Below are 21,581 nucleotides of genomic sequence, written 5' to 3' on the forward strand. Positions count from 1 at the left end.
TTGGGGAGTACAGAACCCATTCTGTGCTCCTCAGGCCAGCGGTTCGGGCACTGCAGAAGATAACTTCGGCTGCCCTGTCGCCTCAGCCACTGTTCTGGCGGTTCGCTCCAACGTCAGAGCCAGCCGCTCAAACATACCTTCGATGGTAATCGTTTTCTGGTCCGGGTCTCTTTGGGCACGAATGGCCTCGAGCAGCCTGGCGCTCACTTCACGAAATGCTGGATTCACCGCACCCCGGGCGCTTAACAGGTAGGTTTCGGCCAGGGTCTGCTGCCACTCACTCAGAATCCGATCAACCGCGTAGCCTCGATGGTCCTGAATCATCTTCCGCAGGCGAATGGATACATGTCCTAAATTAAGCCCGGTGAAGCCCAGGTCCGTCATGTAGCGATCGCTACTCTCAGAGCTCTGATCATAATTGGCCAGCCGCAACAGGCGCTCCCCCATACGACCATTGAACCAGTTTTCCGGATTGTCGTGATCGTCAATGGCGGTCAGATCACGAGCCGTTGACCCAAGCAGGCGGCGCTGCATAAACCGGCTGCCCGGCGGGGTGATCAGTTTGAATACCCAATAGAGAATACTGATTCCCACAAACAGGCCCAGTGCAATATTCGCCGCGTTTTCGGCATTGAATGCCATGCTGTTACTGGGCTGAGTGATAATGGTGAAGGGAATACAAAAGCCCAGCCCGTACGGCAGCGTGGGGCGATTGGCAAGGGCCAGCAGGCCAAAGAAAAAAGGTCCAGCCAGAACCAGGATCAGGAGTTCGACATTGCCACTGGCACGGGATAACAAGCCCAACCCATAAATCAGGGCGACGGGAATAGCCACCGTTGCGCCCATCAGAACCCGACGCAGAATAGGCGTCAGTTCAGCCAGCGAGAAACGGGCGAACATCACGGCAAACACCACGGGCATGATCATGATCATCAAGGCCGCCGAGCTTGCCGTCTGGATCCAGATTACCGCTCCGATTGCAAAGATCACGGCCGTGCGAAACCCGTTGATCAGGCCAACCAGAGGGTCCCGATGGGTTTCCAGCATGGGCGCCTTAAGCAACGTCCGGTCATGGCTTTCCAGCGCGTTATAGGCCCGCAAAACCACCACCAGATCACTCACCAGCTCCAGTGCTGTCTTGGTTAGACGCGTCACGATGGCGGACTCATTCCTGAATCCGGTTCGTTGCTCCAGCAAGGACCTCCGCAGCACCTGTGCAAGCCGGTAACCTTCCTGGTAGCTGTCTGCGTCCGCGATTTCCCTGAAGTAATGCCGCATCTGGCTCAACACCTCGCTGAACGCAGGTGACACCAGGTCCCCATGATTTCTCTGAAAGCGCCCCATAATCTGAGATACCGCCAGCAGTGACATCACTTTGTTGCACAACAAGTTAGCGGCCCGGCTCCGACCGGAGCCTTCCGGACCTTCATAGGTCGCAGCACTGGAGTCGTCATTGAGTACCACCAGGGTTTCAAGAATCTCGTCCGCGTGCTGGTGCCGCTGCTCGTGGGAGCTTCCGGGCTCCAGCTCCAGTGTGAGATAGGCCAGGGTTTTGTTGATCACCTTGCGAGCATTCACACGCAAGCCTTCTTTTACGGTCACTGGCCATAACAACTGGCTGACCAGCATGGCGCACACCGCGCCAGTGGCGACCTCGCTGATCCGGGCCTGGGCGATGGCAAAAACCGCCTGACTGTTGGTTGTGCTGGCGTCCGCCATCACCAGAATAACGACCAGCCCGGCCGTCATCCCCGCCATTGCGAACGCGTAGATATAGTTAAGGTTGTGCACCATGGAGGAGGCTGCCGAATTCAGGCCAATCCACAGAGCTAACGAACCCAATGCCAGGAGGGGGTACGGCGTCAGAAGCGCGAGCACCAGAATGCCAAAACCGCCGCCAGCCGCCGAACCCACAATCAGGCAAAGCGCTTTTTCGATCACCAGCCCGCTTTCCGGGCGAATCTGCAGGAAAATCGCCGCAACCATCGCCCAGTAGGGACGGTCCAGCTGCAGGGCCATCGACACAAACAGCGCTAACGACATAGCGACCACACCCTTGATAGCAAAGATCACAGCGTATCGGTTCGGCGTCAGGAGTTGCGCCAAGAGAGGGTGCAGAGACATAAGCGCCGGCCCGCTATTCGGTGTCCAGATTGATCGAAACCGTCATTCCGGCACTCAGATGTATATCCTCCGGCACCGGGTCCAGGGCGATATCCACCGGAATCCGCTGGGCCAGTCGCACCCAGTTGAATGCCTGTTGCACCTGAGGAAGCATCTGGGGGTTGCTGCTGGTGTTGATATCGGCAATCCCCCGGGCAATGCTGACAACGGTGCCCGTCAATTTCCGGTCGCCACCCATCAGTGTCATCCTGGCGGTTTGGCCCACCTGCACCAACTGAATTTTCGTTTCTTCAAAGTACCCGGTGACATAAAACGAGTCGGCTTTCACCTGAGACAATACCGCTGTCCCTTTATTGACGTAATTGCCTTGGCGCAGATGGAGATTGCTGACGGTGCCGTCTGCGGGCGCCACCACTTGTGTGCGCTCCAGATCAATGCGTGCCACCTCCAGCTCCGCTTTGGCGAGTTCATGACCGGCCCTGGCAGACTCCATATTAAAGCGGTAGGTTTCCAGGTCTTCCTCGTTGATGGCCTGAGGGTCAGAAAGCCCTTGTCGGCTCTGGTACCTGTGCCTGGCCAGTTCCAGGGCACTTTGGCTCTGTGCGACCTTCGCTCTGGCTTCCGCAAGCACCGCCTGATAGCGCGTATCGTCAATGGTGAAGAGCAGATCGCCCTGTTTTACAGCCTGATTGTTCTTCACGCTCAGTTGCGTGACCCAGCCTGAAACATCCGGGGCAATCGTGATGACATCGGCCCGAATCCTTCCGTCCCGGGTCCATGGCGAATACAGGTAATGGTTCCAGACCCAGCTACCGGCAACAACCGCTATCGCGACCACCAACAACGTAATACCAACACGCAGTAGCTTTCCCATGAGTCTTCCCTAGTCCCCAAACAGATAAACAATGATCGCCAGGTAGCACACGAACGAGGCGACATCGAACCAGGCTTCCTTCCAGATGAAGCGGCGCAGGTCCAGACGATGCAACGCCAGCCGGGTGGCAGCGCTCAGAATAAACGCCATCGGCACCAGCACCAATAATGGACTGAACAGCATTCCGCCAAAACCCAGTTCGTGAAGCATGCATCCCTTATCGTTGTGTGATCACCTGATAGACAATCATGATCCAATTAGCCTCAGAAAGACTATTTTAACCATAAAGATTAACGAAATAAGGCCTGCCTATACTTGCCTTGTAAAAAAATACGACACAACAAACCTCTGCGAGGTACATTACCCATGACTGACGAAGACACCCTGAATGCCCTGAAAACCGCCTTCACCTTCATGCCACAACCGGTGGAGATCAACCGGTTCGAATACGGCGACGATGCCGATCGAATTCTGGCTCAGGTGAATTTTGTGCGAGAGGTACTGATCGGCCACGGAATTGATCCAGAAGAAGTGGCCGGGGAGATTAATCCGGACGCCTCACCGAACTCCTGTTACTAAGACGACCATGCCAAAACTGTTTTTCGGACTTGAGATTCCAGAGACCATAAAACCGGACCTGCTGCGCGTGCAAAAGCCGGTAGACGGGGCCCGCTGGCAGAACGAACAGCAGTTGCACCTGACCCTGGCTTTTCTTGGTCAGGTGGACGAACACCGGGTAGCCCTCGCCTGTGACCTGGCCCGGAAGGTCACCGCCCCGCCGTGTGAACTGGACGTGCGGGGCGTTGGCTGTTTCGGCTCGCCAGACCATCCGAAAATCCTCTGGGCCGGTGTAACCCCGGAGCAAGCGCTGTCAGAGCTGCAGCAGAGCCTGGCAGCCCAGCTGATCAGTGGCGGGTTCAAGCTCAAGAACCAGCCCTTCAAACCCCACATTACCCTGAGCCGATTCAGAGCCCGAGCGGGTTCCGTGGCGGCGATGCTGAAGGCCCACGAAAACACAGCCTTCGGCACACTACCGGTTAACGACTTCGTGCTTTTTGAGAGCACGCCCAGGCCAGAGGGGTCGGTCTATACCGTGCTTGAGCGGTTTGTTTTGGCCCATTAACTATCTTGCCCTGTCACTTGCGCAGGCAGAATGCCACCACAGGAGAATGCGCAGAGTGCGAAGAACGTTGCACAAAGTGGCGACGCAGCGCGCAATTAAGCTCCTTCAACGGATCCGTTCCTCGAGGAACCTGACTATACTATCCAGGCCAGTTTGACTTAAAGACGTTGATGGACAACGGATAAACAGTTCACAAATGAAAGGAGGCATTGGCAAATGACACTATTGATACTGGGGTTGGTTCTGTTTCTGGGCGTCCATTCCCTATCCATCGCGAACGAATCACTGAGAGACCGACTGCATGCGTCCATGGGCGAGGCTGCATTCAAGGTACTCTACTCTCTCGCCTCCCTCGCCGGCCTGCTGTTAATAATATGGGGCTACGGTGCGGCGCGCCTTGACCCGACGGTTCTGTACATACCGCCCACCTGGCTCCGGCACGTGTCCCTGCTACTGCTGATTCCGGTATTCCCGTTGCTGTTCGCAACTTACTTCCCAGGCCGGATCAAGGCAAAGATCGGTCACCCCATGCTGGCCGCCGTCAAACTCTGGGCGCTGGCCCACCTTCTGGCCAACGGCATGCTGCATGACGTACTGCTGTTTGGCTCTTTTCTTGCCTGGGCGATTGCAGACCGCATTTCGATGAAGCGCAGAACCCAGCGCCCCATCCCCGCACTGCCCGCAAGCAGGGCAAACGATCTCATTGCCATCGCAGGCGGTTTGGCGGTGTATGTTGTGATGGTGATGTGGGCACACCGGTGGTTGTTCGGGGTAGCGCCGATGTAATGTGGCGCAGCCAGACCAAGAAAATCGAAGAGGCCAAGGAGATAACATGCCCTATCAATTCGAAGACCTGAAGCACGCCTGTCAAGCCGAATGGCAGGCGTATATCGAGCATGGTTTCGTGCGGCAACTGGGCGATGGTTCTCTTGCTCCGGAAGCCTTTCAGCACTACCTCAAACAGGACTACCTGTTCCTGATTCAGTTCGCCCGCGCTTATGCCCTGGCCGCCTACAAAAGCCCGACACTGTCTGACCTCAGGCAAGCGAAGGAAGGCTTACAGGCCATCGTGGATGTCGAGCTGGATTTACACATCAGCTACTGCAACGCATGGGGCATTTCAGAAGAGGAGCTTGCCAACCTGCCGGAAGCTCGCGCCACCCTCGCCTACACGCGCTATGTGCTCGACACCGGCAACCGGGGTGATCTGCTCGATCTGCACGTGGCACTGTCACCCTGCATGGTCGGTTACGGCGAGATCGCCAACTGGCTGAACAACCGTGCACAGACGATTCGTGGCGACAGCAACCCCTACGATGCCTGGATCGCCATGTACGAAAGCGACGAGTTCCAGGACGCCATGCAGGCAGAGATCCGCTGGCTCAATGAGCGACTGGGGGATGTGTCACCAACACGATTCGAACAACTCACCCGCGTTTTCCGCGATGCCACCCGGCTTGAGATCGATTTCTGGGATATGGGGCTGCACCTGAGCGATTGATGGCACGGAAACGCGACTAAAGCCCCTCAAGGTACCTAAGCCCGGGCAGCTGATCCATTTGCCGCTGTATCCAGACCACCCGGTCCTGCACATAGGCCGAGGGCGAGTTAACACTCAACACGTTGGGGTTGGGCAACACCGCCGCCAGGCGGGCGGCCTGAGCCTGGGAGAGGTGGCGGGCCGGTTTGCCGAAGTAGGCCTGGCTGGCTGCCTCTACGCCGTAGATGCCGGGCCCGAATTCGGCGATGTTCAGATACACCTCCAGCACCCGTTGTTTGGGCCACAGGCCATTGATGGTCACAGCCAGGCCGGCTTCAATGACCTTGCGGACGAAGCTGCGATCGTTCCAGAGGAAGAGGTTTTTGGCGGTTTGCTGGGTGATGGTGCTGGCACCCCGCAGCCCCTCACCGGCCTTGTATTCCGACACTGCCTTGCGGATGGCATCCACATCCACGCCCCGGTGATGGGGGAATCGCTGATCCTCACTGGCCACCACCGCCAGCGACATCCATGGCGAAATCTCCGACATGGGCACCCACTCGTGTTTCAGCGACTGCCTGGGGCTCTCCATCAGATAGCCCAGCATGAAAGCCGAGGTCGGCGGATTCACAAACCGGAACAGCAGAATCACCAGCAACACCAGCGCAATCAGGCCAACGAACGTCAGCGCAACAACACGCAGGGATTTGCGAACAAGAGACGCTTTGGCCATTGGTGAACACCTACCCCATGCTGGATGGACTTGAACATGCATTGAAAGAACAACACATGTTAGCCGACACAACAGGGTTTGGCGGTTACCATATGGAAAGCAGGCCGCTGCGGGCGCCAGTATTCAGCTTATCGGGCTGGAATAAACGCACCGTAGCCCATCTCCTGCCCCAGAGCCGGCGACAGTTGCTCGTCATCCACCGCCAGCTTGCCGTTGATCAGCACAGTTTTCACAATGCCCGGGTTGCGGTTGACCAGTCGCTGCAGATCAAAGTTTTCCATCTCGCCCCAGGAGACCGCCTCCAGGTTCTGATCAAAGCCTGCCGGGTCCAGCACCACCACATCGGCCCGGTCGCCCTCGCGGATCTTGCCGGCATCAACACCGAACCAGTCGGCCTGATCACCGGTTAACCGGTGCACGGCCTGTTCCATGGTCATCACCGGGTCGCCCTCGTCAATGGATTCATGCACCAGTTTCAGCATGCGCAGCGGCAGGTTATAGAACGCCATATTGCGGATATGGGCCCCGGCGTCACTGAACGTAATCAGTGAGCGCGGGTCTTTGACGATGCGTTTGAGCACCTGCTTACGATGATTGCCTACGGTGGTGTACCAGCGGATCTTCTTGCCAAACTCCACCACCAGATCCAGGAACAGATCCACCACATGAATGCCGCGCGCCCTGGCCACTTCTTCAAAATTCTTGCCGATCAGTGATTCGTCCGGGCAATCGATGATCATGGCGTCGCCAAAGTCCCGCTGCCACACCCGGGGGCTCAGTTTTTCGCCGTAGAATTTGCGGAACTTGCGGCGGTAGGTCTCGTCTTTCAGCAGCTCATTGCGCTCGACGGCGTCTTTCAGGTCCAGCGCCATTTCACCGGCGCCGAACTCCTCGAAGAACACCACGTCGATGCCATCGGCATAGACCGTGAATGGCGTGGGCAACACCTGCCAGCGAAAATCACCGCGTAACGCATTGGTAAAGATGGAGGTCAGTTTGGTGAGGTTGGTCAGATAGGCGCTGCCCTTAAGATCCATCTGGCTGATCAGCGTGGTTTTCAGGGGCCGGCGCAACCAGCCCAGGCACTCCCGCACGTACTGCAGAATCTGCAACGGTGTCGCCGCATTCGGGGCGCCCTGATGCACCCGGCCGTACTGACGCACCAGCTTGTTCAGTTGGGCGATTTCACTCCACCGGGCATAGGTGCTGGGCAGGCTCTTGGACCATTCCCGGTCACCGTCCACTTTGTCCCACTTCAGGCACATGGTCGACAGCCCCAGAAACCCGGCGTTCAGCGCTTCCTTGAGGTGCGCCTCCATGGCCTGCATCTCGTCGTCGCTGGGTTGAATGGCCAGGTCCGTGGCCCGGCTCAGGCCCATCACGCCAACCCGCAGGTCGCTGTGCCCCAGAAAACTGATGACGTTGGGGCCAAGCGGCACTGTCTTTACATGCTCCACCCACTGCTTGGGTGTCGACCAGGTTTTGTGGGCCTTCAGAATCGGCAATACCCGCTCCCGCGGCACCGTCTCTACCCGGGTAAAAATGTCAGAAGCGTCTTCGTAATCGCTGCAAATCATACTCAGGGAACAGCTGCCCACCAGCACCGTGGTTACGCCATGGCGCACTGATTCGGACAGGCTCGGGCTCACCAGCAATTCGGCGTCGTAATGAGTGTGGGTATCCAGAAAGCCCGGCGTAACCCATTTGCCAGTGGCATCAATCACCCGATCGGCCTGGCCATGGTCAATGGGTTCCTCCGTCACCCTGGCGATCCGGCCATCTTTGATCGCCAGATGGCGGATGGAAGACGCAGCGCCGGTGCCGTCGAAGTAGCGGCCACCCTCGATGAGAACGTCGTAGTGAGCCATCGTGTTCGTTCCTTTTCAGATCTTGTTGTTGTGTGGATGCTTGCCAGACTACGACGGACTCCGGGTTCATTCTTGTTATTTCGTGACAGCTCTCTCAGGATAGACCAACACCACTTGGATGGCCTTGTGACATGACGGCGAACATTGAGTACCAGATTCGAACCAGCGCCCTGAAAGGCTTTGATCGGTTGGTCGCAGAGCTGGGCGGCAACCCCGAGCGCCTGCTGGCAGACTTTGGATTGTCCCCTGAGGCCCTGAAAAACGACCTCCAGCTCATGAACATCCGCGACCTGGTGCAACTGCTGGAAACCAGCGCAAGCACGCTCGGTTGCGCGGATTTTGGCTTGCGCCTGGGGGCCAGCCAGGACTTCGGCATCCTCGGCCCGCTGGGGGTGGTACTGCAGCATTGCCGAACGCCGCGGGAGGCACTGCACTCGGCCCGCAGTTTCATGTGTTTCCACAACCAGTCCGAGTACTGGGATTACCACAGCCACGGCGCCGTTACTGCCCTGCAGCGCTACGAAAACTTCTACGACATCACCGATACCCGACAATATCGGGAGCTGGCCCTGAGCGCCTGCTATCAGCTGTGCCGGGTATTGGTCCGGCCGGGTTTCCGCTTTGTCCGGCTGGAGTTCAGCCATGCCCCGCTTTCTCCCCTCGGCACCTACCGCAAGCACTTCAAGACCGACGTCAGCTTCAACCACGAATGCGATGCGCTCTGGCTGGAGACCCGGCTGCTGGACGAACCCCAGAGAAGTCAGAACGACGCCATCAAACGCGCCGCCCTGACCTATCTCAGGGAATTGATTCAAGACAACGAACTGGATGTGGTGCAGCAGGTGAGCCTGCTGATACAGCAAACGCTGGGCATGCAGGAAGCCACGATCGACAACATGGCCAGATTACTGGGGCTGAACAAACGCACCCTGCAACGGCAACTGAAGCAGCACGATGTCACCTTCAAGGAGCTGGTCAACGATCTGCGCATGAAATCGGCCTGCTGGCATCTGCAGTCCAGCGCCATGGACATTACCCTGTTATCCGAGATACTCGGTTACAGTGATGTCAGTGGTTTTTCTCACGCTTTCAGAAAGGCGATGGGAGTTGCGCCGCTGGCCTGGCGCAAGACGGAGACAAGGCAGCAGGTCACCAAATAAGCGCTATCCAGCCAGCCATCACCGCAATGAAAATCGACAAGCCAATCAGCACCTTCCAGGGGAACGGCGGCGGAGTGGGTTCAACCGCAAGCTGTTGCTCCAGATAATTTCTCAGCAAGCCGGTATTACGGGTGTTGGCTTTGTAGATGGCATCAAAGGCATCCCCTACCACGGGCAGCAGGCCACCCAGAAAGTCGATCACCATATTGCGCAGCATGCGCCGTTTGACGGTCTTGCTGGCACCCGCTCGCTGCGCCTCAACCAGCACATAGCTCGACAACACCAGGCCAACAAAGTCGCCCACCACTGGCACCAGGCCGATAATCGCTTCCACCCCGAACTTGAAGCGGGTGAAAGGAACACCAATGCTGCTATCCGTGAAGCGGCTGAATTTCTCGAGCCGTTTTAGCGTTGCCCGTTGCTGGGCTTCGGTGGGTTGCTTCGCCATCTCATCTCCAAACGCAGTTGACCGAATGATTCCCGGTTATTTCGCCATCAGCCCCACATACGCGGCGGTAAAAGCGGTTTCCTGAAAAATCTTTAACCCGGTCTCGGCAAACGGAATCGGCAGCGGGTTGGCCGCCAGCGTGGATTTAATCAGCGCGGGTGGCAGCAACGTCACTTCCAGCTCGGCATCGGCAATCAGCTGAATGGTCGCCTCCAGCTTGAAGCTGATGGCGCCACCGGCAAACTTACCTTTCGGCATCCGCTCCTTGATCGCGACGCTGGTCACCTCGTGCTCCGCCATCAACTCTGCAAACGCCGCCTGGAACTGCTTCAGGTCTTCGCGGGTGTGGTTTTTGCTCAGCGACAGCTTACGCACCTTACACTCCGGCAGGCTGACCTGGCCCCGGTCCAGCTTGAGCAAACACAGCACCGCATCGCTGCCGCTCAGTTCAACTCCACAAATAATCATAGCATTGCTCTCTTTACTCGCCTTGCCTTCAGCCACAGCATTTCTTGAATTTCAGGCCACTGCCGCAACTGCACGGATCGTTGCGAGACGGCAATTTCGTCGTGGTGACGGTCGCGGCTTTGTTCAGAAGCACAGTCAGCTCGGCGATGGATTCAACCGCGCCTTCGCGGGTATCCACCGTAATGTTCGCATGCAGCCCGGCCTCAGCCACTTGGGCTTCGATCTCTTGCTTGCGCGCTTCACTGGTCACCACCAGCGTTAGCGGGAATTTCTTGCTACCACTCTTCTGACTGGCGTTGGTCTTGAAACCGCCATGAGCGGTGTGGTGCTGACGCGCGTCTTGCCGGCCTTTAAAGAAAAATTTGTCTGACATGCTGAAATCCTGATGAACGGAAGAGTACCCGAGCACCCCAAAACACTGGTTACCGCTGGGCGGGGACGTTTTAGCACGCTTACAAGATTTGATATATAGGGATAAGTGTTTAATTCCCCCGATCAGAATGCCCCAGCGAGTGCTCCGGCGCGATCTGGTCGCGAACCAGCTGCTTTAACTGCTTGATATCCGGAAAACCTCCCTGCTCCTTACGGGACCAGATACGGGTGTCGTTCACGTAGACTTCAAAGATACCGCCAGTACCCGGCTTGAGCGTGAGCTCATCGATCATGCCATTAAAGGTGCTCAACAATTCCTGCGCCATCCAGGTGGTCCGGAGCATCCAGTTACAACCGGTGCAGTAGTGAAGCGTTATTCGGGTGTTCATATGGGTTCCTCGTAATCAGTTCATTGCTCGCGACCGCCAAAGCGCAACATTGTCCAGCAAATTTACACACTCATCCGGAATAGCCCGACGTTGTAACGCCACGTTTACGCAACCTCCTGCAAACCCCCGCTAATTCCGTCACTGGTCCCTATCTTGCTCCAACTATATCTCGATACCTTGATAGAACAAAAAACACAAAACACAGAAGGTAAATAACAATGACGACTAAAAACGGTAAGAATCTGGGCGCCTCGCTCATTGTGTCTGCGTCTCTGGCTTTAACGAGTGTCTCCGTTGGCGCCGGCCCACTCAGTTTCAGTGACATCTACGTTTTCGGGGACAGCCTCTCGGATACCGGCAATACCCGAAGCCAGGTACCTTTGGGCTCGTTCGGGCCAATCGCAGCGTTGGCTGGCTACGGGCCGAATGGCCGGTTCAGTAATGGCCCGGTCTGGCATGCTGGGTGGCTTGCTGGACAACGGCGTAACCACCTTATTGGTCCCAAACCTGCCTGATCTTGGCAGCATTCCTGAGTTCCGTACCACCCCGAACAGCACCTCCGGCACCGAGGTTTCGATGGCCTGGAACCAGGGCCTGGAACAGGGGCTGTACGAACTGAACAAAACCACCGATGCGGACATTTTTTATTTCGACGTGTTCGGCCTGTTTAACGATCTGCTTACCGACCCGACTGCCTTCGGGTTCACCAACACCACCGGAGAGTGCCGGTCGGTATTTTTTGGTACGGAGCGCAGCTGCGCCAACCCGGGCGACTTCGTGTTCTGGGACGAAATTCACCCAACCACAGCGGCTCACAGCTACCTGGGCAACCAGGCCTATCAGCTTCTACTGAGCGGCAAGTCCATTGCCAAAGTGCCGGAACCAATGACCCTGACTCTGCTCTTGCTGGGCATCATCGGGTTGTGGGGGCGCCGCTTTGTCGTGAACTCCAAACCGTCGTTGAGCTAACCTGTAAGGGCGGTCACCGCAACGCTGGCCGCCCTCACAGATCGTCAAATTATGAGCAGGTTGTCTTTTTCTCAGGTAATCGACATGCTGTCATTTGCAAAGCTCGCACGCTTTTTAATCCTCGGCTTTATCCTACCGGCTACGCCCGCCATGGCTGAACCACCCATAACCCAGTTAACGATAGAGCAAACCGTTGGTGGCGAGCGCATCAAAACACGCACGATGATTGGCAGTGCATTTGTCGCTTCGGTCTCCGAGAACAACCAACTGAACTCGCTCTATGACTCAGACACCAAAGAATTGTGGTTACTGGACCATGACCGTCAGGTTGCCCAACTCATCAGCCAGACCGAAGTCCATCTTTTTGCAGACCGGCTCGCCAGCGAAGTCGCCAAATTCGAAGCAAGCATTGCCTGTTTACCCGAAGAAGAACGAGACCTCTCCATGCTCCGGTTTGGACAGCTGTTTGCCCGTGCTGGCAAGAAGGCGGTGAGTCATGTGGATGACTTCGTGGCACAAAACATTGATGGCGAGTTTGCCGGGATCAAATGCCAGTGGCACAACCTGATAGCGCATCACAGTGATGGCGACCAATTGCTCGGCACCGCGTGCCTTGCTAACACTGAGGCCTTTGCCCATGGTCCGGTTTTAGCCGCCTTCTTTGCCGAACTTGCCGAGTTTTTTGACATTGTAGAGCAGGCTGACACCGGGCCGATTCCATTTCCGGTCACCGGCAACCCCATGGCGCTGGCTGCACACCAGGGCATGCTGGCGATAAAAGTAATCCCCAACCTTGAGCTCTATAGCTCCGAGGCTTCGATGGAAGTGGTATCTGTATCAACGGAAGCTCACTCAAGGAGCGAGTACCAGATACCCGACAGCTATCGGCGGTCGCGCTTTAGCTCAGCAGGCGCTCTTTAGCTTCATTAACCCGAGCAGCCAGATAATTACTGCCACCACGGTCCGGGTGCATTTTCTGCATCATCCGGCGGTGCGCCTGGATGATCTCTTCCCGGCTGGCGCCGGGCTCCACACCAAGAATATCCTGGGCTTCGCTGTCGGTCAGCGGGCCGCCGGCGTTGGCACTATCGCTGTTGCTGGCACCGGATTCCGCCCGGCCAGCATCCGCCTGATCGTCAGCGCGCCAAGAGTCTCCAAACCGGCGATCAAGATAGGTTTCCAGCAGCCGCGCAGAGTCTTCGTCCTGTTCTCGGCAGTATCGTAGCAGCTCGATGAATTCGCTCTCACCCAGATCCGCCAGTGCCCGGCCAGCCATGGGGCCTTTCAGGATGTTGCCGGTCATGGTTTCGGAGTCATGGTCCAGACTCATCTCGAGAATGTCGCTGGAGACATGAGACTGGTTTCCCGGTTTGGCCTTCGCTCGACCCGCAGTGCCTCCCGACAGTATCGAGGGCAGCACCCGTCGCAACAGCGGGAAAAGGCCCGCCAGCAACGCAACCAGAAAGTGCAACCTGCCGGTCACGGCCAGCACAGCCGCCAACCCGATACCGGCCATCAACGCCAGTTTGATCATCGCCGGCTTGCGTTGACTGGCTGGCTGATTGCGCAGCCAGACCCACGCAACGACCGACAGTACGATAACCAATAAGGTAATTAGTGGCACTTAGAGACCCCGGGCTGATCGATGGATTGTTACAAGCACTAACGGAGTTGTTCAGTCAGGCGCTTGACTGCCGGAGAACTGCGGCTGGAAAAATCCTGCAAAGCCGTGGCTCCCCCGGAAGCATAGACCGCAACCGCAGCCATAAGATCCTTGAGCACTTGCGGGCTGTTGCGATCAAAGGGGGCATAAGCCCCGCCTGACAGCTTACTCACCTGCTGGAACACCGCCCGGGCATGAGCATCGTTACCCTCGTGGAACATGAACACCGGGGTGCGCAGCAAGCCGAGTTCTCCGGCGGTATGACACAGTTCATCCACCGGCTCCTCGCAGCAATCGCCGATAAACACCACGGCTTTGACGGCCTCGGCACGGGTTTCCTTCATGGCGTGTGCCAACACCCGGCTGATTTGGGTGCGGCCCCCCAGGCAGGAAACCCCGTTCATCAGGTTCAGCAGCTGGCCGGTTTCGTTCACAAACTGCGTGGCTTTGAATTCGCCAAAGCCCCGGTAGTAACACAACTGAATGGCCAAGCCGCCCAGATCCCTGGTCGCCATAAACAGCTCACTCTGCAAGTGACACGCCTGGTCCCAGGTCGCCTCCCGGCTTGCGGTGGCGTCCAGCGCAAAAATCAACCGGCCCTGCCCCGCACGCTGCTTGGGTAACGTGCGAACCTGATGAATAAACTGGTCGATCGCCTGTTTATCAGATTTTTTGCGTAACTCTTTATCGGACATAAGCTTCTGAAAACCGCCTGAGCTGGCCAAGGTATAACGACTATCCTAGGGCAACGACAACGCAGTTCACAGGTCCGGCCGGTACCTTGGTGAGATTTTTCCGCATTCCCGGGTTCGGCTCAATCACCCGACGTCTTAAACCAACGGTAAACCCGCATCGGCGGAATGTTCCGCAGTTCCAGCCTACAGCTGGCATGTGCCCCCATGATTGGATCGGTAATTCCGGCCACATCGCGGCGGAACTGATAGGCGATGAAGCGACCACCCTCGACAAGATTATCCTTTACCGCCTGCGCCACGCGGGTAGCAACGGCCTCCGGCATTTTGGAGAACGGAATACCGGATATCACCACATCCGGATGCGCCATATCGTGCGAGGCCAGAATCTCAGCGAGATCCTCGGCACTGCCCAGGTGATTGACGTGGCGAGGGTCTGCGATCTCCCCGAGCAGCTCATGGAAGTACGGGCTAAGTTCGATTGAAAGCAGGCGCGCGTCCTGGCCCAGGTGCTGCAGAAATGTGCGGGTGGTTCCGCCGGTACCTGGCCCCAGTTCCACTACCCGTTTGGCCGCAGACAGATTCGACGCCTCTACGATTCGTTGTTCCAAGAATCGAGAGCTGGGAATAACAGAGCCCACTTGGCCCGGTTCCCGCAAGAATCCGCGAAAGAAGGCCGCGGGACTGGTTCTACGGCTTGAATCAACTTTGGTGCCCCTACTTTCTCCGTCCATAGCACTCTCTCAACCTGATTATCTGGATTGTTAATCGAGTATAGCAGTGAGATCTGTGCGCAAGGGCTTTAGAGGGCTGCCAATGCCTCAGACACCGGCGTGTCGCCCGACACCACCTCGAAGACCCGGTTACTCGCATTATCCAAATCCAGAGCCGCCAGCAGCACGCGGGCAACGTCCTGCCGTGGAATTTTACCGAACGCCTCCTGCCCGGCACTCACTTTAACCTTGCCGGTACCGTCATCGTCGGTTAGCTGCCCCGGACGAACAATGGTGTAATTCAGACCGCTTTGCTTCAGGTGCTCATCGGCGTTGTGCTTGGCCCAAAGGTAATGACGAAGTTTTTCTGGCCCTTTTTCCGGCTCATCAGCACCCATGCTACTCACGATAATAAAACGTTTGATACCCATGGCTTTGGCGGCATCCACCAGCCGGATGGCACCGTCCTGATCGACATCGATGGTTTTATCGGGCCCGGTATGAGGGCCTGAGCCAGCACTAAAAATGACCGCATCGCAGCCTCTCATGGCCTCGCTGCAGTCCTGCTCAAGGTTGCCCAGTACGGTTTCCGTAGCACCCAGTTTCTGCAATTCCGGCCCCTGATCCGGGTGCCGGACAAGAGCCCTTGCTTCATGATCGCTGTCTGACATTTCCCGCAAAAGGTGTTGCCCGATTTGCCCGTTGGCCCCTGCAATAAAGACATGCATAGCAGATCTCCTGGTTAGCTGATTGGCGTGACTGTTCTCTTTAGCTGAGTGCGCTGCCGGCATAATTCAAGGCGTACGGCGAGGTAACAGCGGGGTCAACGACATTGGCACAGATTGAGCCCTCACAAAAAGAGGGGGCAGCAGCCCCCCTCTTGCCAGCTCATAACACGATCAAATCTTGCGGCGACGGGTCGTAACAAGACCTGCGAGACCAAGCGCCAGAAGCGCCAGCGTGCCTGGTTCCGGCACGCCTACAGGACCACCATTCCCTGGATCACCATTGTCAGGATCATCAATCTCAACGCCGCCGATGGTGGCGCCATCGAAAGCAAGGCCGGACTGGAAGGCACTATCGTTCCAGTTGGTCACACCGAACTCGAGGAAATAGTTTGCGCCCGCTGCAATTTCGTATGACGCTTTAACCCAACCCGTATACCCGCAACCTTCATCCCAGCAGGTACCAGAACTTGCGCCGAGCGGTGACCAGTCCGGGCCACCGGCTATAATTGAAACGTTATCCGGGTCCAGAGTTGCGGCAGGGTCAGGCATCGCAAATCCAGGTACCGTATTGCCGCCCGGCGTGGTGCGAGCCGTGAACAGCAGTGCAGCCTCATTCTTGCTTTCATCAAGCAGTCGTGCCCATGCGTAGTCAGCAAAGCCGGCGCCATCCGAGGTTACGTAGTTGAAGTAGAACTCCAGAAGGTCTCCGGAATCGGCACTAAAAGCAGTGGAAGTAATTGCGGAGCCCGTAGTAGGGTTGCCTGAACCACCAACGCCGGGCAAGTTCACGCCGCTCTGTCCGTTATTCGTGGAAACCCAACCATATTGCGTTGAGCCCGGGAAAGGCGACAGCGTCACGTCTCCATTTGCACCGGACACACCAAAGCTACCAACGCCGTCCCAGCCATTTATGGAAATAGCGGAGGCCGTCGAGACAAAGCCAGCAAGCCCCAGCGTAAGTGCCGATCCAATAACTATTCTCTTGAATTTGCTCATGATACCAGTCCTTTGTTTTTTCGAGGATGTAGCTACTGCTTTGATCAACTTCTGAGACTTCTGATCAATTATTGTTCAGCAAAATCCGCGCCATTCATTATTTGGCTTTAGAACCAGAGAGTTATCAGATTTGATTAGCGGACATATGTATCATCTGTAAAGGGTTTCGACAGTCGGTGCATCCGCAAGAACAAATTCCGTCTTCAGTCGCGATTCACGAAGCCGCGATCTCTGCCCAGAAACCTACCGCCTATTTCTTGTTGCTTCAGGAGCGGTCTGCTAGCTTCAAAACAGAGCTTATAAAAGATTAATAAGCTCAAGACCGAACAACAAAAAACATCGCAAGGAGAGTGTCATGCAAGACCTCAAAGGCAAGGTCGCCATTGTCACCGGCGCCTCTCGTGGCATCGGCCGGCACATTGCACTTCAGCTGGCTCAGCGCGGCGCAGATGTCGCTATCAACTACCGTTCACGTCAGTCCGAGGCAGACGAGGTCGTCAAAGAAATTGAGGCGATCGGCGTGCGGGCCCTGGCAATGAAAGCGGATATTTCAAAGATGCCAGCGGCAAGAAGCCTGATACGTCAGGTTCATGATCAATGGGGGCGCGTCGACATCCTGGTCAACAACGCCGGCATCACCCGCGACAAGTCCATGAAAAAACTCACCGACGAAGACTGGAACGACGTGCTCGACACGAACCTCGGGAGTGTTTACGCAACGTGCTCCGAAGTGCTGAAAATCATGATGGACCAGAAGTTCGGTCGCATCATCAACATTACTTCGTTCGTCGGACAGGCCGGCAACTTCGGGCAGGCCAACTACGCTGCCAGCAAGGGCGGTATCATTGCATTTACCAAGACCCTGGCTCTGGAAATGGCCAAATACAACATCACCGTCAATGCCATTGCCCCGGGCTTCACCGAGACCGAGATGCTCGCCCAGGTGCCAGAGAATATTCGCGAGCAGATCATTGCACGCGTGCCGATGGGCCGCTTTGGCCAGCCTGAGGAAATCGCCCGCGCGGTGGTGTTCCTCGCTGCGGAAGGAGACTACATCACCGGCCAGCAGATCAACGTTAACGGCGGTGTGTACATGTAATGTTGCCGGCGATTTTAAGGGAAGGATCTTTGGACAACTCAAGCGCCGTGGTGATACCGGCGGGACTGCCACCGAGGATTATGACATCATAATGACAGCGCTTGAGTTGATTGAGAATCATTGATTCAGCCTTTCCCTGGGCTTCTCAACTTCAGAATAGATCAGTTTTTAACTGCATCCTCTGCGCCATCAGACATACGCTCTGCACCCTGCTTGACGTTCTGCCAGGCGGAGGAGGTAGCCTGTTTGGTGTCCTCCCAGGCACTGCGACTGGTTTCTTTGGTGTTTTCCCAAGCCTGACTCATAGCGTCACTGGTCTGATTCCACCAGCTTTCATCGTATTCCGGCAACGCCTTGACCTCATCCTGGGTCGCTTCCATGTGGACCTGGTAATCCCGATCGTCAAACATGTTGTCGCCGCCTTCTTCTGTTCGCAAGGTAAAGGTTCCGCGTTCGGCTACTACATCACGGCCACCCATGCCCAGAACGTCACCGGTCTTGATCACCAGTGAGTGGACCGACATGTTGTCGTCCATCAGGATGTCCTGCACCTCTCCGATTTCCTCACCGTTGCTGTCGTAGACGTCTGCGTCCATCAAATCATCTGCTGAATACAGTCCCTGGGCCGCATGAGCCGACAGGCCTAAGACCATGGAACCGGCCACCAGAGAAATACCCATCGCCCGAATCATACGTGTGCGATTCATAATAAACTCCTGTATTTGCTGAACTCCTGAGTTACCCCGCACCTTGGGTCCGGGGTATTTGTACGCGATGTAACAGCGATCACGTTATCAATAACGCTAGCAGGGCCTGGATAATTTACCTAATGACGACATGGCAATGGAAAAGAGCAAAAGGCTCCTTATTGGTCGCATGATGCCGACTGACGTTAACCCGCCAACGCCGTTCTCACCTTCTTGCTCAGGTGGCCCATGTCGACCCGACCAAGCACCTGGGGGCGTAATTCGTTCATCACATTGCCCATGTCCTGCATACCCTGGGCGCCCGTTGAACTGATGGCTGCGCGGATCAAGCCGTCCAGATCATCCTCGGTCAGGGCAGCGGGCATGAACTCCTCAATGATCACCATTTCCGCCCTTTCTTTGTCGCCCAGTTCCTGGCGGCCGGCATCATCGTACTGACTGGCGGCATCCCGGCGCTGCTTGAGCATTTTATCCAACACCTTCAAAACGTCCTCGTCTGTCAGGTCGCGGCGTTCATCAATCTCGATCTGTTTAACCGCCGCCTGAGCCATACGCAGGGTGACCAGTCGAACTTTATCCTTGTTCCGCATCGCGTCTTTCACCGCGCTGCTCAGTTGTTCCTTGAGTGTTAGTTCCGCCATACTCCACCTCTTGTTAACATTAATGTTAAGTTTCCCCTTTTTAATATCATCAGGCGCTTGTGCATGAAACTCAATCCCTTTAACACCCGTATCGGCCTGGCTTTGGGGGGCGGTGCTGCCAAGGGCATTGCTCACATCGGCGTTTTGAAGGCCTTCGAGGAAGAGCACATCCGGATTCACTGCATTTCAGGAACCAGCGTAGGGGCACTGGTCGCCAGTTATCACGCCTTCGGTCGTCCGGCAGAGTCCATATTGTCCATTTGTTCCACGCTGAACCTCTCCAAGATCATCAATTTTACCCTGAAGCGCGGTGGCCTGTTCAGCACGGATTCCATACGAGAAATGATCCATCGGGACCTGGGAGATTGCCGGATTGAAGATGCCGACATACCCCTGGCCATTTGCGCAACGGATATCGAAACCGGCGAGCAGCTGATCTTCAGAGAGGGCAACCTGGCGGACGCTGTCTGTGCGTCTATGGCGGTACCCGGCCTGTTTGTGCCGGTGGAAATCGATGGCCGGATTCTGGTTGACGGCGGGTTGGTTGAAAACGTGCCGATCTCGCCGTTGGCAAGCATGGGCGCAGGCATTACCGTGGCCGTTGATCTGAGCCATGTCGGCCGGTATCCGAAACCGGAAGATATACTGGACGTGATCAGCAACGCCATCAATATTGGTATCGATTTCAACACCCGCAAACAGCTGAAAAAGGCCGACATCGCGGTGCCGCTGGATTTAAGCCGTTACAGCCTCACCAACAACGCCGACTGCGTGGAAGAGCTTTACAGGGAAGGCTATCGCCCCATGAAGAAAAAAATTCGTCAGGTACTCTGGTACAAGCGGATGAACGTCGTTATCAGCCTTATAAAAGCAGCCGGGGTATTGCTGCCTTTCAAGATACCCGAGATTCTCAAACAGCTTAAACGCTCAACCTGAAAACCGGCAGACAGCGGGCTCAGTTTAAAGGAAACCCGTCCACAAGAGCCTGGCTTTGAGTGTCATCATTCCTGATTCTCCGCCCTGGAGGTCTCAGCGTGTTCCGTGTCGTAGGTGAACGGCTCACCCTCTTCGTCCTGAAGCTGATAGTTGTACGCTGCCTGCAGGCCGGTCACCTCTTCTGCCGCTACTTCTTCCACAGCCTCCTGGTCTATGTAGCGCGGGTACAGTGGCGAAAGGAGTGCCGCCAGGATGCCAATCGCGGAGAATATGGCAAACGCCTCGCTGTAACCAAAGGCGTTCACCAACAAGCCCACTATAGGTGAGCCGGCCGCCTGACCGAGCGAGACGGCCATAAAAGGCAATACAGGGCCCATCGACAAGCGGCCCGGCAACAGGCGGATGCCTGTCATCAGATACAGCCCCGTCAAACTCATATAAGCCAGACCAAAGACCAGCCCGGAAAACGCGGCAAGCAGCACGTGACCAGGACTGGCCGCCAACAAAGCCAGACTCGCCGCCAGCATCATCAGCATCAGTGCCTGAGTGATGGGCGGATTGTTCCGATCGGCCAGGTCCGCCACCACGGCGCCGCCGAGACCGGCAATACCAACCGCCAGCCAAAGCCACCCGGTTTGGCCTGGGGGCAACTCGCCGAGGGAGACCACGAGATCAGGCGCAAAGATCCAGTAAGCAGCGGAGACGAACCCCATCACAAAGGCAAACAGCGAGAGCCTCAGCAAACGCCACCATTGCAGTGCACTGATGGAGGGCGGCGGGGCGGCATTCGATGGCGCGACCCGGGACACCGAAGGAATAACATACCAGGCGACGAATACCCCGATGATCGCCAGAACCGCAAAAGACAAGTAGGCGTAACGCCAGACACCCGCCATGAACAAAACGGTAGGTACGGCAATCATTACACCAATACTGGTTCCCGCGTTCATCACTGAGCTCACACGCCCGTGCACGGAACGATCCACCAGCACCTGCATGGCGGCGGTAAGCGCGGGCATCATCAGGCCGGTGCAGATGCCGCAAGCAAACACGCCAACGCCGAGCGACAAGGGGCCAGATGCCTGGCTGATCAACGCCAGACCGACAGCGCCGAACCCACCAGACAAGACCGACGTGTTGCGGGCCCCAAGACGATCAGCCGCAAACGGTGCAACCAACGAAGCCAGAACGAAACTGATAAGCGGTAGCGCACCGATGATACCAATCAGATCGGGTGTCAGACTCAGCTCGGCGCGAATAGGCGGGACAAACAGGCCGAAGGCAAAACGCGCGAGACCATAACTGATCGCAATCAGTGATGCGCCGAAAAGAGCAAATCCTGTACTCGATACGGACTTCACGATGTTTTCTCCCTCGGTTTTCCAAAAGGCGTCTATC

Annotated in this window: 26 protein-coding genes; 9 read left to right on the forward strand and 17 right to left on the reverse strand. The window is 56.6% G+C overall.

Features of this window, described 5'->3' with window-relative positions; translation table 11 throughout:
• Positions 1–30: 30 nt before the first annotated feature.
• From C7H08_RS11550 to C7H08_RS11560, 3 genes are read right to left on the reverse strand one after another with little or no spacing between them, the layout of a single operon-like run.
• On the reverse strand, positions 31–2,124 hold the full coding sequence (locus C7H08_RS11550) for an FUSC family protein (protein ID WP_106671957.1): 2,094 nt from the start codon (positions 2,122–2,124) through the stop codon (positions 31–33).
• Positions 2,125–2,137: 13 nt separating this feature from the next.
• Positions 2,138–2,998 (reverse strand): efflux RND transporter periplasmic adaptor subunit, encoded by an 861-nt coding sequence (locus C7H08_RS11555; RefSeq protein WP_106671959.1) that lies wholly within the window; start codon positions 2,996–2,998, stop codon positions 2,138–2,140.
• Between the two features lie 9 nt (positions 2,999–3,007).
• The gene (locus C7H08_RS11560) at positions 3,008–3,208 is read right to left on the reverse strand and encodes a DUF1656 domain-containing protein (protein ID WP_106671961.1); all 201 of its coding nucleotides are present in this window, start codon (positions 3,206–3,208) and stop codon (positions 3,008–3,010) included.
• A 156-nt stretch (positions 3,209–3,364) separates the two neighbouring features.
• Here C7H08_RS11560 and C7H08_RS11565 point away from each other — a divergent pair, with 156 nt between their 5' ends.
• The 4 genes from C7H08_RS11565 to tenA all read left to right on the forward strand — a co-directional run bounded on the left by C7H08_RS11565 (position 3,365) and on the right by tenA (position 5,622).
• Entirely contained in the window at positions 3,365–3,577 is a 213-nt protein-coding gene (locus C7H08_RS11565) for a penicillin-binding protein (protein WP_106671963.1), read from the forward strand.
• 7 nt (positions 3,578–3,584) lie between these two features.
• On the forward strand, positions 3,585–4,121 hold the full coding sequence (gene thpR, locus C7H08_RS11570; protein ID WP_106671965.1) for an RNA 2',3'-cyclic phosphodiesterase: 537 nt from the start codon (positions 3,585–3,587) through the stop codon (positions 4,119–4,121).
• Between the two features lie 216 nt (positions 4,122–4,337).
• A complete protein-coding gene (locus C7H08_RS11575) occupies positions 4,338–4,907 on the forward strand; it encodes an NnrU family protein (RefSeq protein WP_106671966.1) in 570 nt (189 codons plus the stop codon).
• Between the two features lie 46 nt (positions 4,908–4,953).
• Positions 4,954–5,622 (forward strand): thiaminase II, encoded by a 669-nt coding sequence (gene tenA / locus C7H08_RS11580; protein WP_106671968.1) that lies wholly within the window; start codon positions 4,954–4,956, stop codon positions 5,620–5,622.
• Positions 5,623–5,638: 16 nt separating this feature from the next.
• Here the strand turns inward: tenA and mtgA are convergent, their stop codons facing one another.
• Positions 5,639–6,334, reverse strand: coding sequence for a monofunctional biosynthetic peptidoglycan transglycosylase (mtgA, locus tag C7H08_RS11585; protein WP_106671969.1), 696 nt, complete (start codon positions 6,332–6,334; stop codon positions 5,639–5,641).
• Between the two features lie 128 nt (positions 6,335–6,462).
• Positions 6,463–8,202, reverse strand: coding sequence for an N-acyl-D-amino-acid deacylase family protein (locus C7H08_RS11590; RefSeq protein ID WP_106671971.1), 1,740 nt, complete (start codon positions 8,200–8,202; stop codon positions 6,463–6,465).
• A 131-nt stretch (positions 8,203–8,333) separates the two neighbouring features.
• On the opposite strand from C7H08_RS11590, the gene C7H08_RS11595 reads away from it, so the two are divergent.
• Complete coding sequence (locus C7H08_RS11595) at positions 8,334–9,362, forward strand: AraC family transcriptional regulator (protein ID WP_106671973.1); 1,029 nt, start codon at positions 8,334–8,336, stop codon at positions 9,360–9,362.
• On the opposite strand, the gene C7H08_RS11600 is transcribed toward C7H08_RS11595, so the two are convergent.
• The 4 genes from C7H08_RS11600 to C7H08_RS11615 form a co-directional block, all read right to left on the reverse strand.
• The gene (locus tag C7H08_RS11600) at positions 9,352–9,810 is read right to left on the reverse strand and encodes a DUF4112 domain-containing protein (RefSeq protein ID WP_106671975.1); all 459 of its coding nucleotides are present in this window, start codon (positions 9,808–9,810) and stop codon (positions 9,352–9,354) included. The two genes, C7H08_RS11595 and C7H08_RS11600, sit on opposite strands and share 11 nt — an antisense overlap.
• 36 nt (positions 9,811–9,846) lie before the next feature.
• Complete coding sequence (locus C7H08_RS11605) at positions 9,847–10,278, reverse strand: DUF3010 family protein (protein WP_106672105.1); 432 nt, start codon at positions 10,276–10,278, stop codon at positions 9,847–9,849.
• Positions 10,279–10,306: 28 nt separating this feature from the next.
• Positions 10,307–10,651, reverse strand: coding sequence for a PBPRA1643 family SWIM/SEC-C metal-binding motif protein (locus C7H08_RS11610; protein ID WP_106671977.1), 345 nt, complete (start codon positions 10,649–10,651; stop codon positions 10,307–10,309).
• A gap of 109 nt (positions 10,652–10,760) precedes the next feature.
• Positions 10,761–11,039: an Rdx family protein gene (locus C7H08_RS11615; protein WP_106671979.1), complete on the reverse strand. Its 279-nt coding sequence runs from the start codon at positions 11,037–11,039 to the stop codon at positions 10,761–10,763.
• A 426-nt stretch (positions 11,040–11,465) separates the two neighbouring features.
• On the opposite strand from C7H08_RS11615, the gene C7H08_RS11620 reads away from it, so the two are divergent.
• Positions 11,466–12,008, forward strand: a complete 543-nt coding sequence (locus C7H08_RS11620) for an SGNH/GDSL hydrolase family protein (protein ID WP_106671981.1) — start codon at positions 11,466–11,468, stop codon at positions 12,006–12,008.
• Between the two features lie 84 nt (positions 12,009–12,092).
• Positions 12,093–12,929 (forward strand): hypothetical protein, encoded by an 837-nt coding sequence (locus C7H08_RS11625; protein WP_106671983.1) that lies wholly within the window; start codon positions 12,093–12,095, stop codon positions 12,927–12,929.
• On the opposite strand, the gene C7H08_RS11630 is transcribed toward C7H08_RS11625, so the two are convergent.
• From C7H08_RS11630 to C7H08_RS11650, 5 genes are all read right to left on the reverse strand, one after another.
• Positions 12,907–13,632 (reverse strand): DnaJ domain-containing protein, encoded by a 726-nt coding sequence (locus C7H08_RS11630; RefSeq protein WP_106671984.1) that lies wholly within the window; start codon positions 13,630–13,632, stop codon positions 12,907–12,909. The genes C7H08_RS11625 and C7H08_RS11630 overlap by 23 nt on opposite strands.
• A 38-nt stretch (positions 13,633–13,670) precedes the next feature.
• Positions 13,671–14,366 (reverse strand): hypothetical protein, encoded by a 696-nt coding sequence (locus tag C7H08_RS11635; RefSeq protein WP_106671985.1) that lies wholly within the window; start codon positions 14,364–14,366, stop codon positions 13,671–13,673.
• 119 nt (positions 14,367–14,485) lie between these two features.
• The gene (locus C7H08_RS11640) at positions 14,486–14,974 is read right to left on the reverse strand and encodes a hypothetical protein (RefSeq protein WP_207768312.1); all 489 of its coding nucleotides are present in this window, start codon (positions 14,972–14,974) and stop codon (positions 14,486–14,488) included.
• Positions 14,975–15,165: 191 nt separating this feature from the next.
• Positions 15,166–15,804, reverse strand: coding sequence for an SDR family oxidoreductase (locus C7H08_RS11645; protein ID WP_106671989.1), 639 nt, complete (start codon positions 15,802–15,804; stop codon positions 15,166–15,168).
• A gap of 171 nt (positions 15,805–15,975) precedes the next feature.
• Positions 15,976–16,800, reverse strand: a complete 825-nt coding sequence (locus C7H08_RS11650) for an NF038132 family protein (protein WP_106671990.1) — start codon at positions 16,798–16,800, stop codon at positions 15,976–15,978.
• A gap of 355 nt (positions 16,801–17,155) precedes the next feature.
• Here C7H08_RS11650 and fabG point away from each other — a divergent pair, with 355 nt between their 5' ends.
• Positions 17,156–17,899: a 3-oxoacyl-[acyl-carrier-protein] reductase gene (gene fabG / locus C7H08_RS11655; RefSeq protein ID WP_106671992.1), complete on the forward strand. Its 744-nt coding sequence runs from the start codon at positions 17,156–17,158 to the stop codon at positions 17,897–17,899.
• 161 nt (positions 17,900–18,060) lie between these two features.
• On the opposite strand, the gene C7H08_RS11660 is transcribed toward fabG, so the two are convergent.
• Positions 18,061–18,606, reverse strand: coding sequence for a PRC-barrel domain-containing protein (locus C7H08_RS11660; protein ID WP_106671993.1), 546 nt, complete (start codon positions 18,604–18,606; stop codon positions 18,061–18,063).
• 185 nt (positions 18,607–18,791) lie between these two features.
• Positions 18,792–19,247 (reverse strand): GatB/YqeY domain-containing protein, encoded by a 456-nt coding sequence (locus C7H08_RS11665; RefSeq protein WP_106671995.1) that lies wholly within the window; start codon positions 19,245–19,247, stop codon positions 18,792–18,794.
• A gap of 63 nt (positions 19,248–19,310) precedes the next feature.
• Here C7H08_RS11665 and C7H08_RS11670 point away from each other — a divergent pair, with 63 nt between their 5' ends.
• Positions 19,311–20,183, forward strand: a complete 873-nt coding sequence (locus tag C7H08_RS11670) for a patatin-like phospholipase family protein (protein WP_106671997.1) — start codon at positions 19,311–19,313, stop codon at positions 20,181–20,183.
• A gap of 65 nt (positions 20,184–20,248) precedes the next feature.
• Here the strand turns inward: C7H08_RS11670 and C7H08_RS11675 are convergent, their stop codons facing one another.
• Positions 20,249–21,544, reverse strand: a complete 1,296-nt coding sequence (locus C7H08_RS11675) for an MFS transporter (RefSeq protein WP_106671999.1) — start codon at positions 21,542–21,544, stop codon at positions 20,249–20,251.
• Between the last annotated feature and the right edge of the window lie 37 nt (positions 21,545–21,581).

The organism is Marinobacter halophilus (assembly GCF_003007685.1).
GTDB classification, from domain to species: domain Bacteria; phylum Pseudomonadota; class Gammaproteobacteria; order Pseudomonadales; family Oleiphilaceae; genus Marinobacter; species Marinobacter halophilus.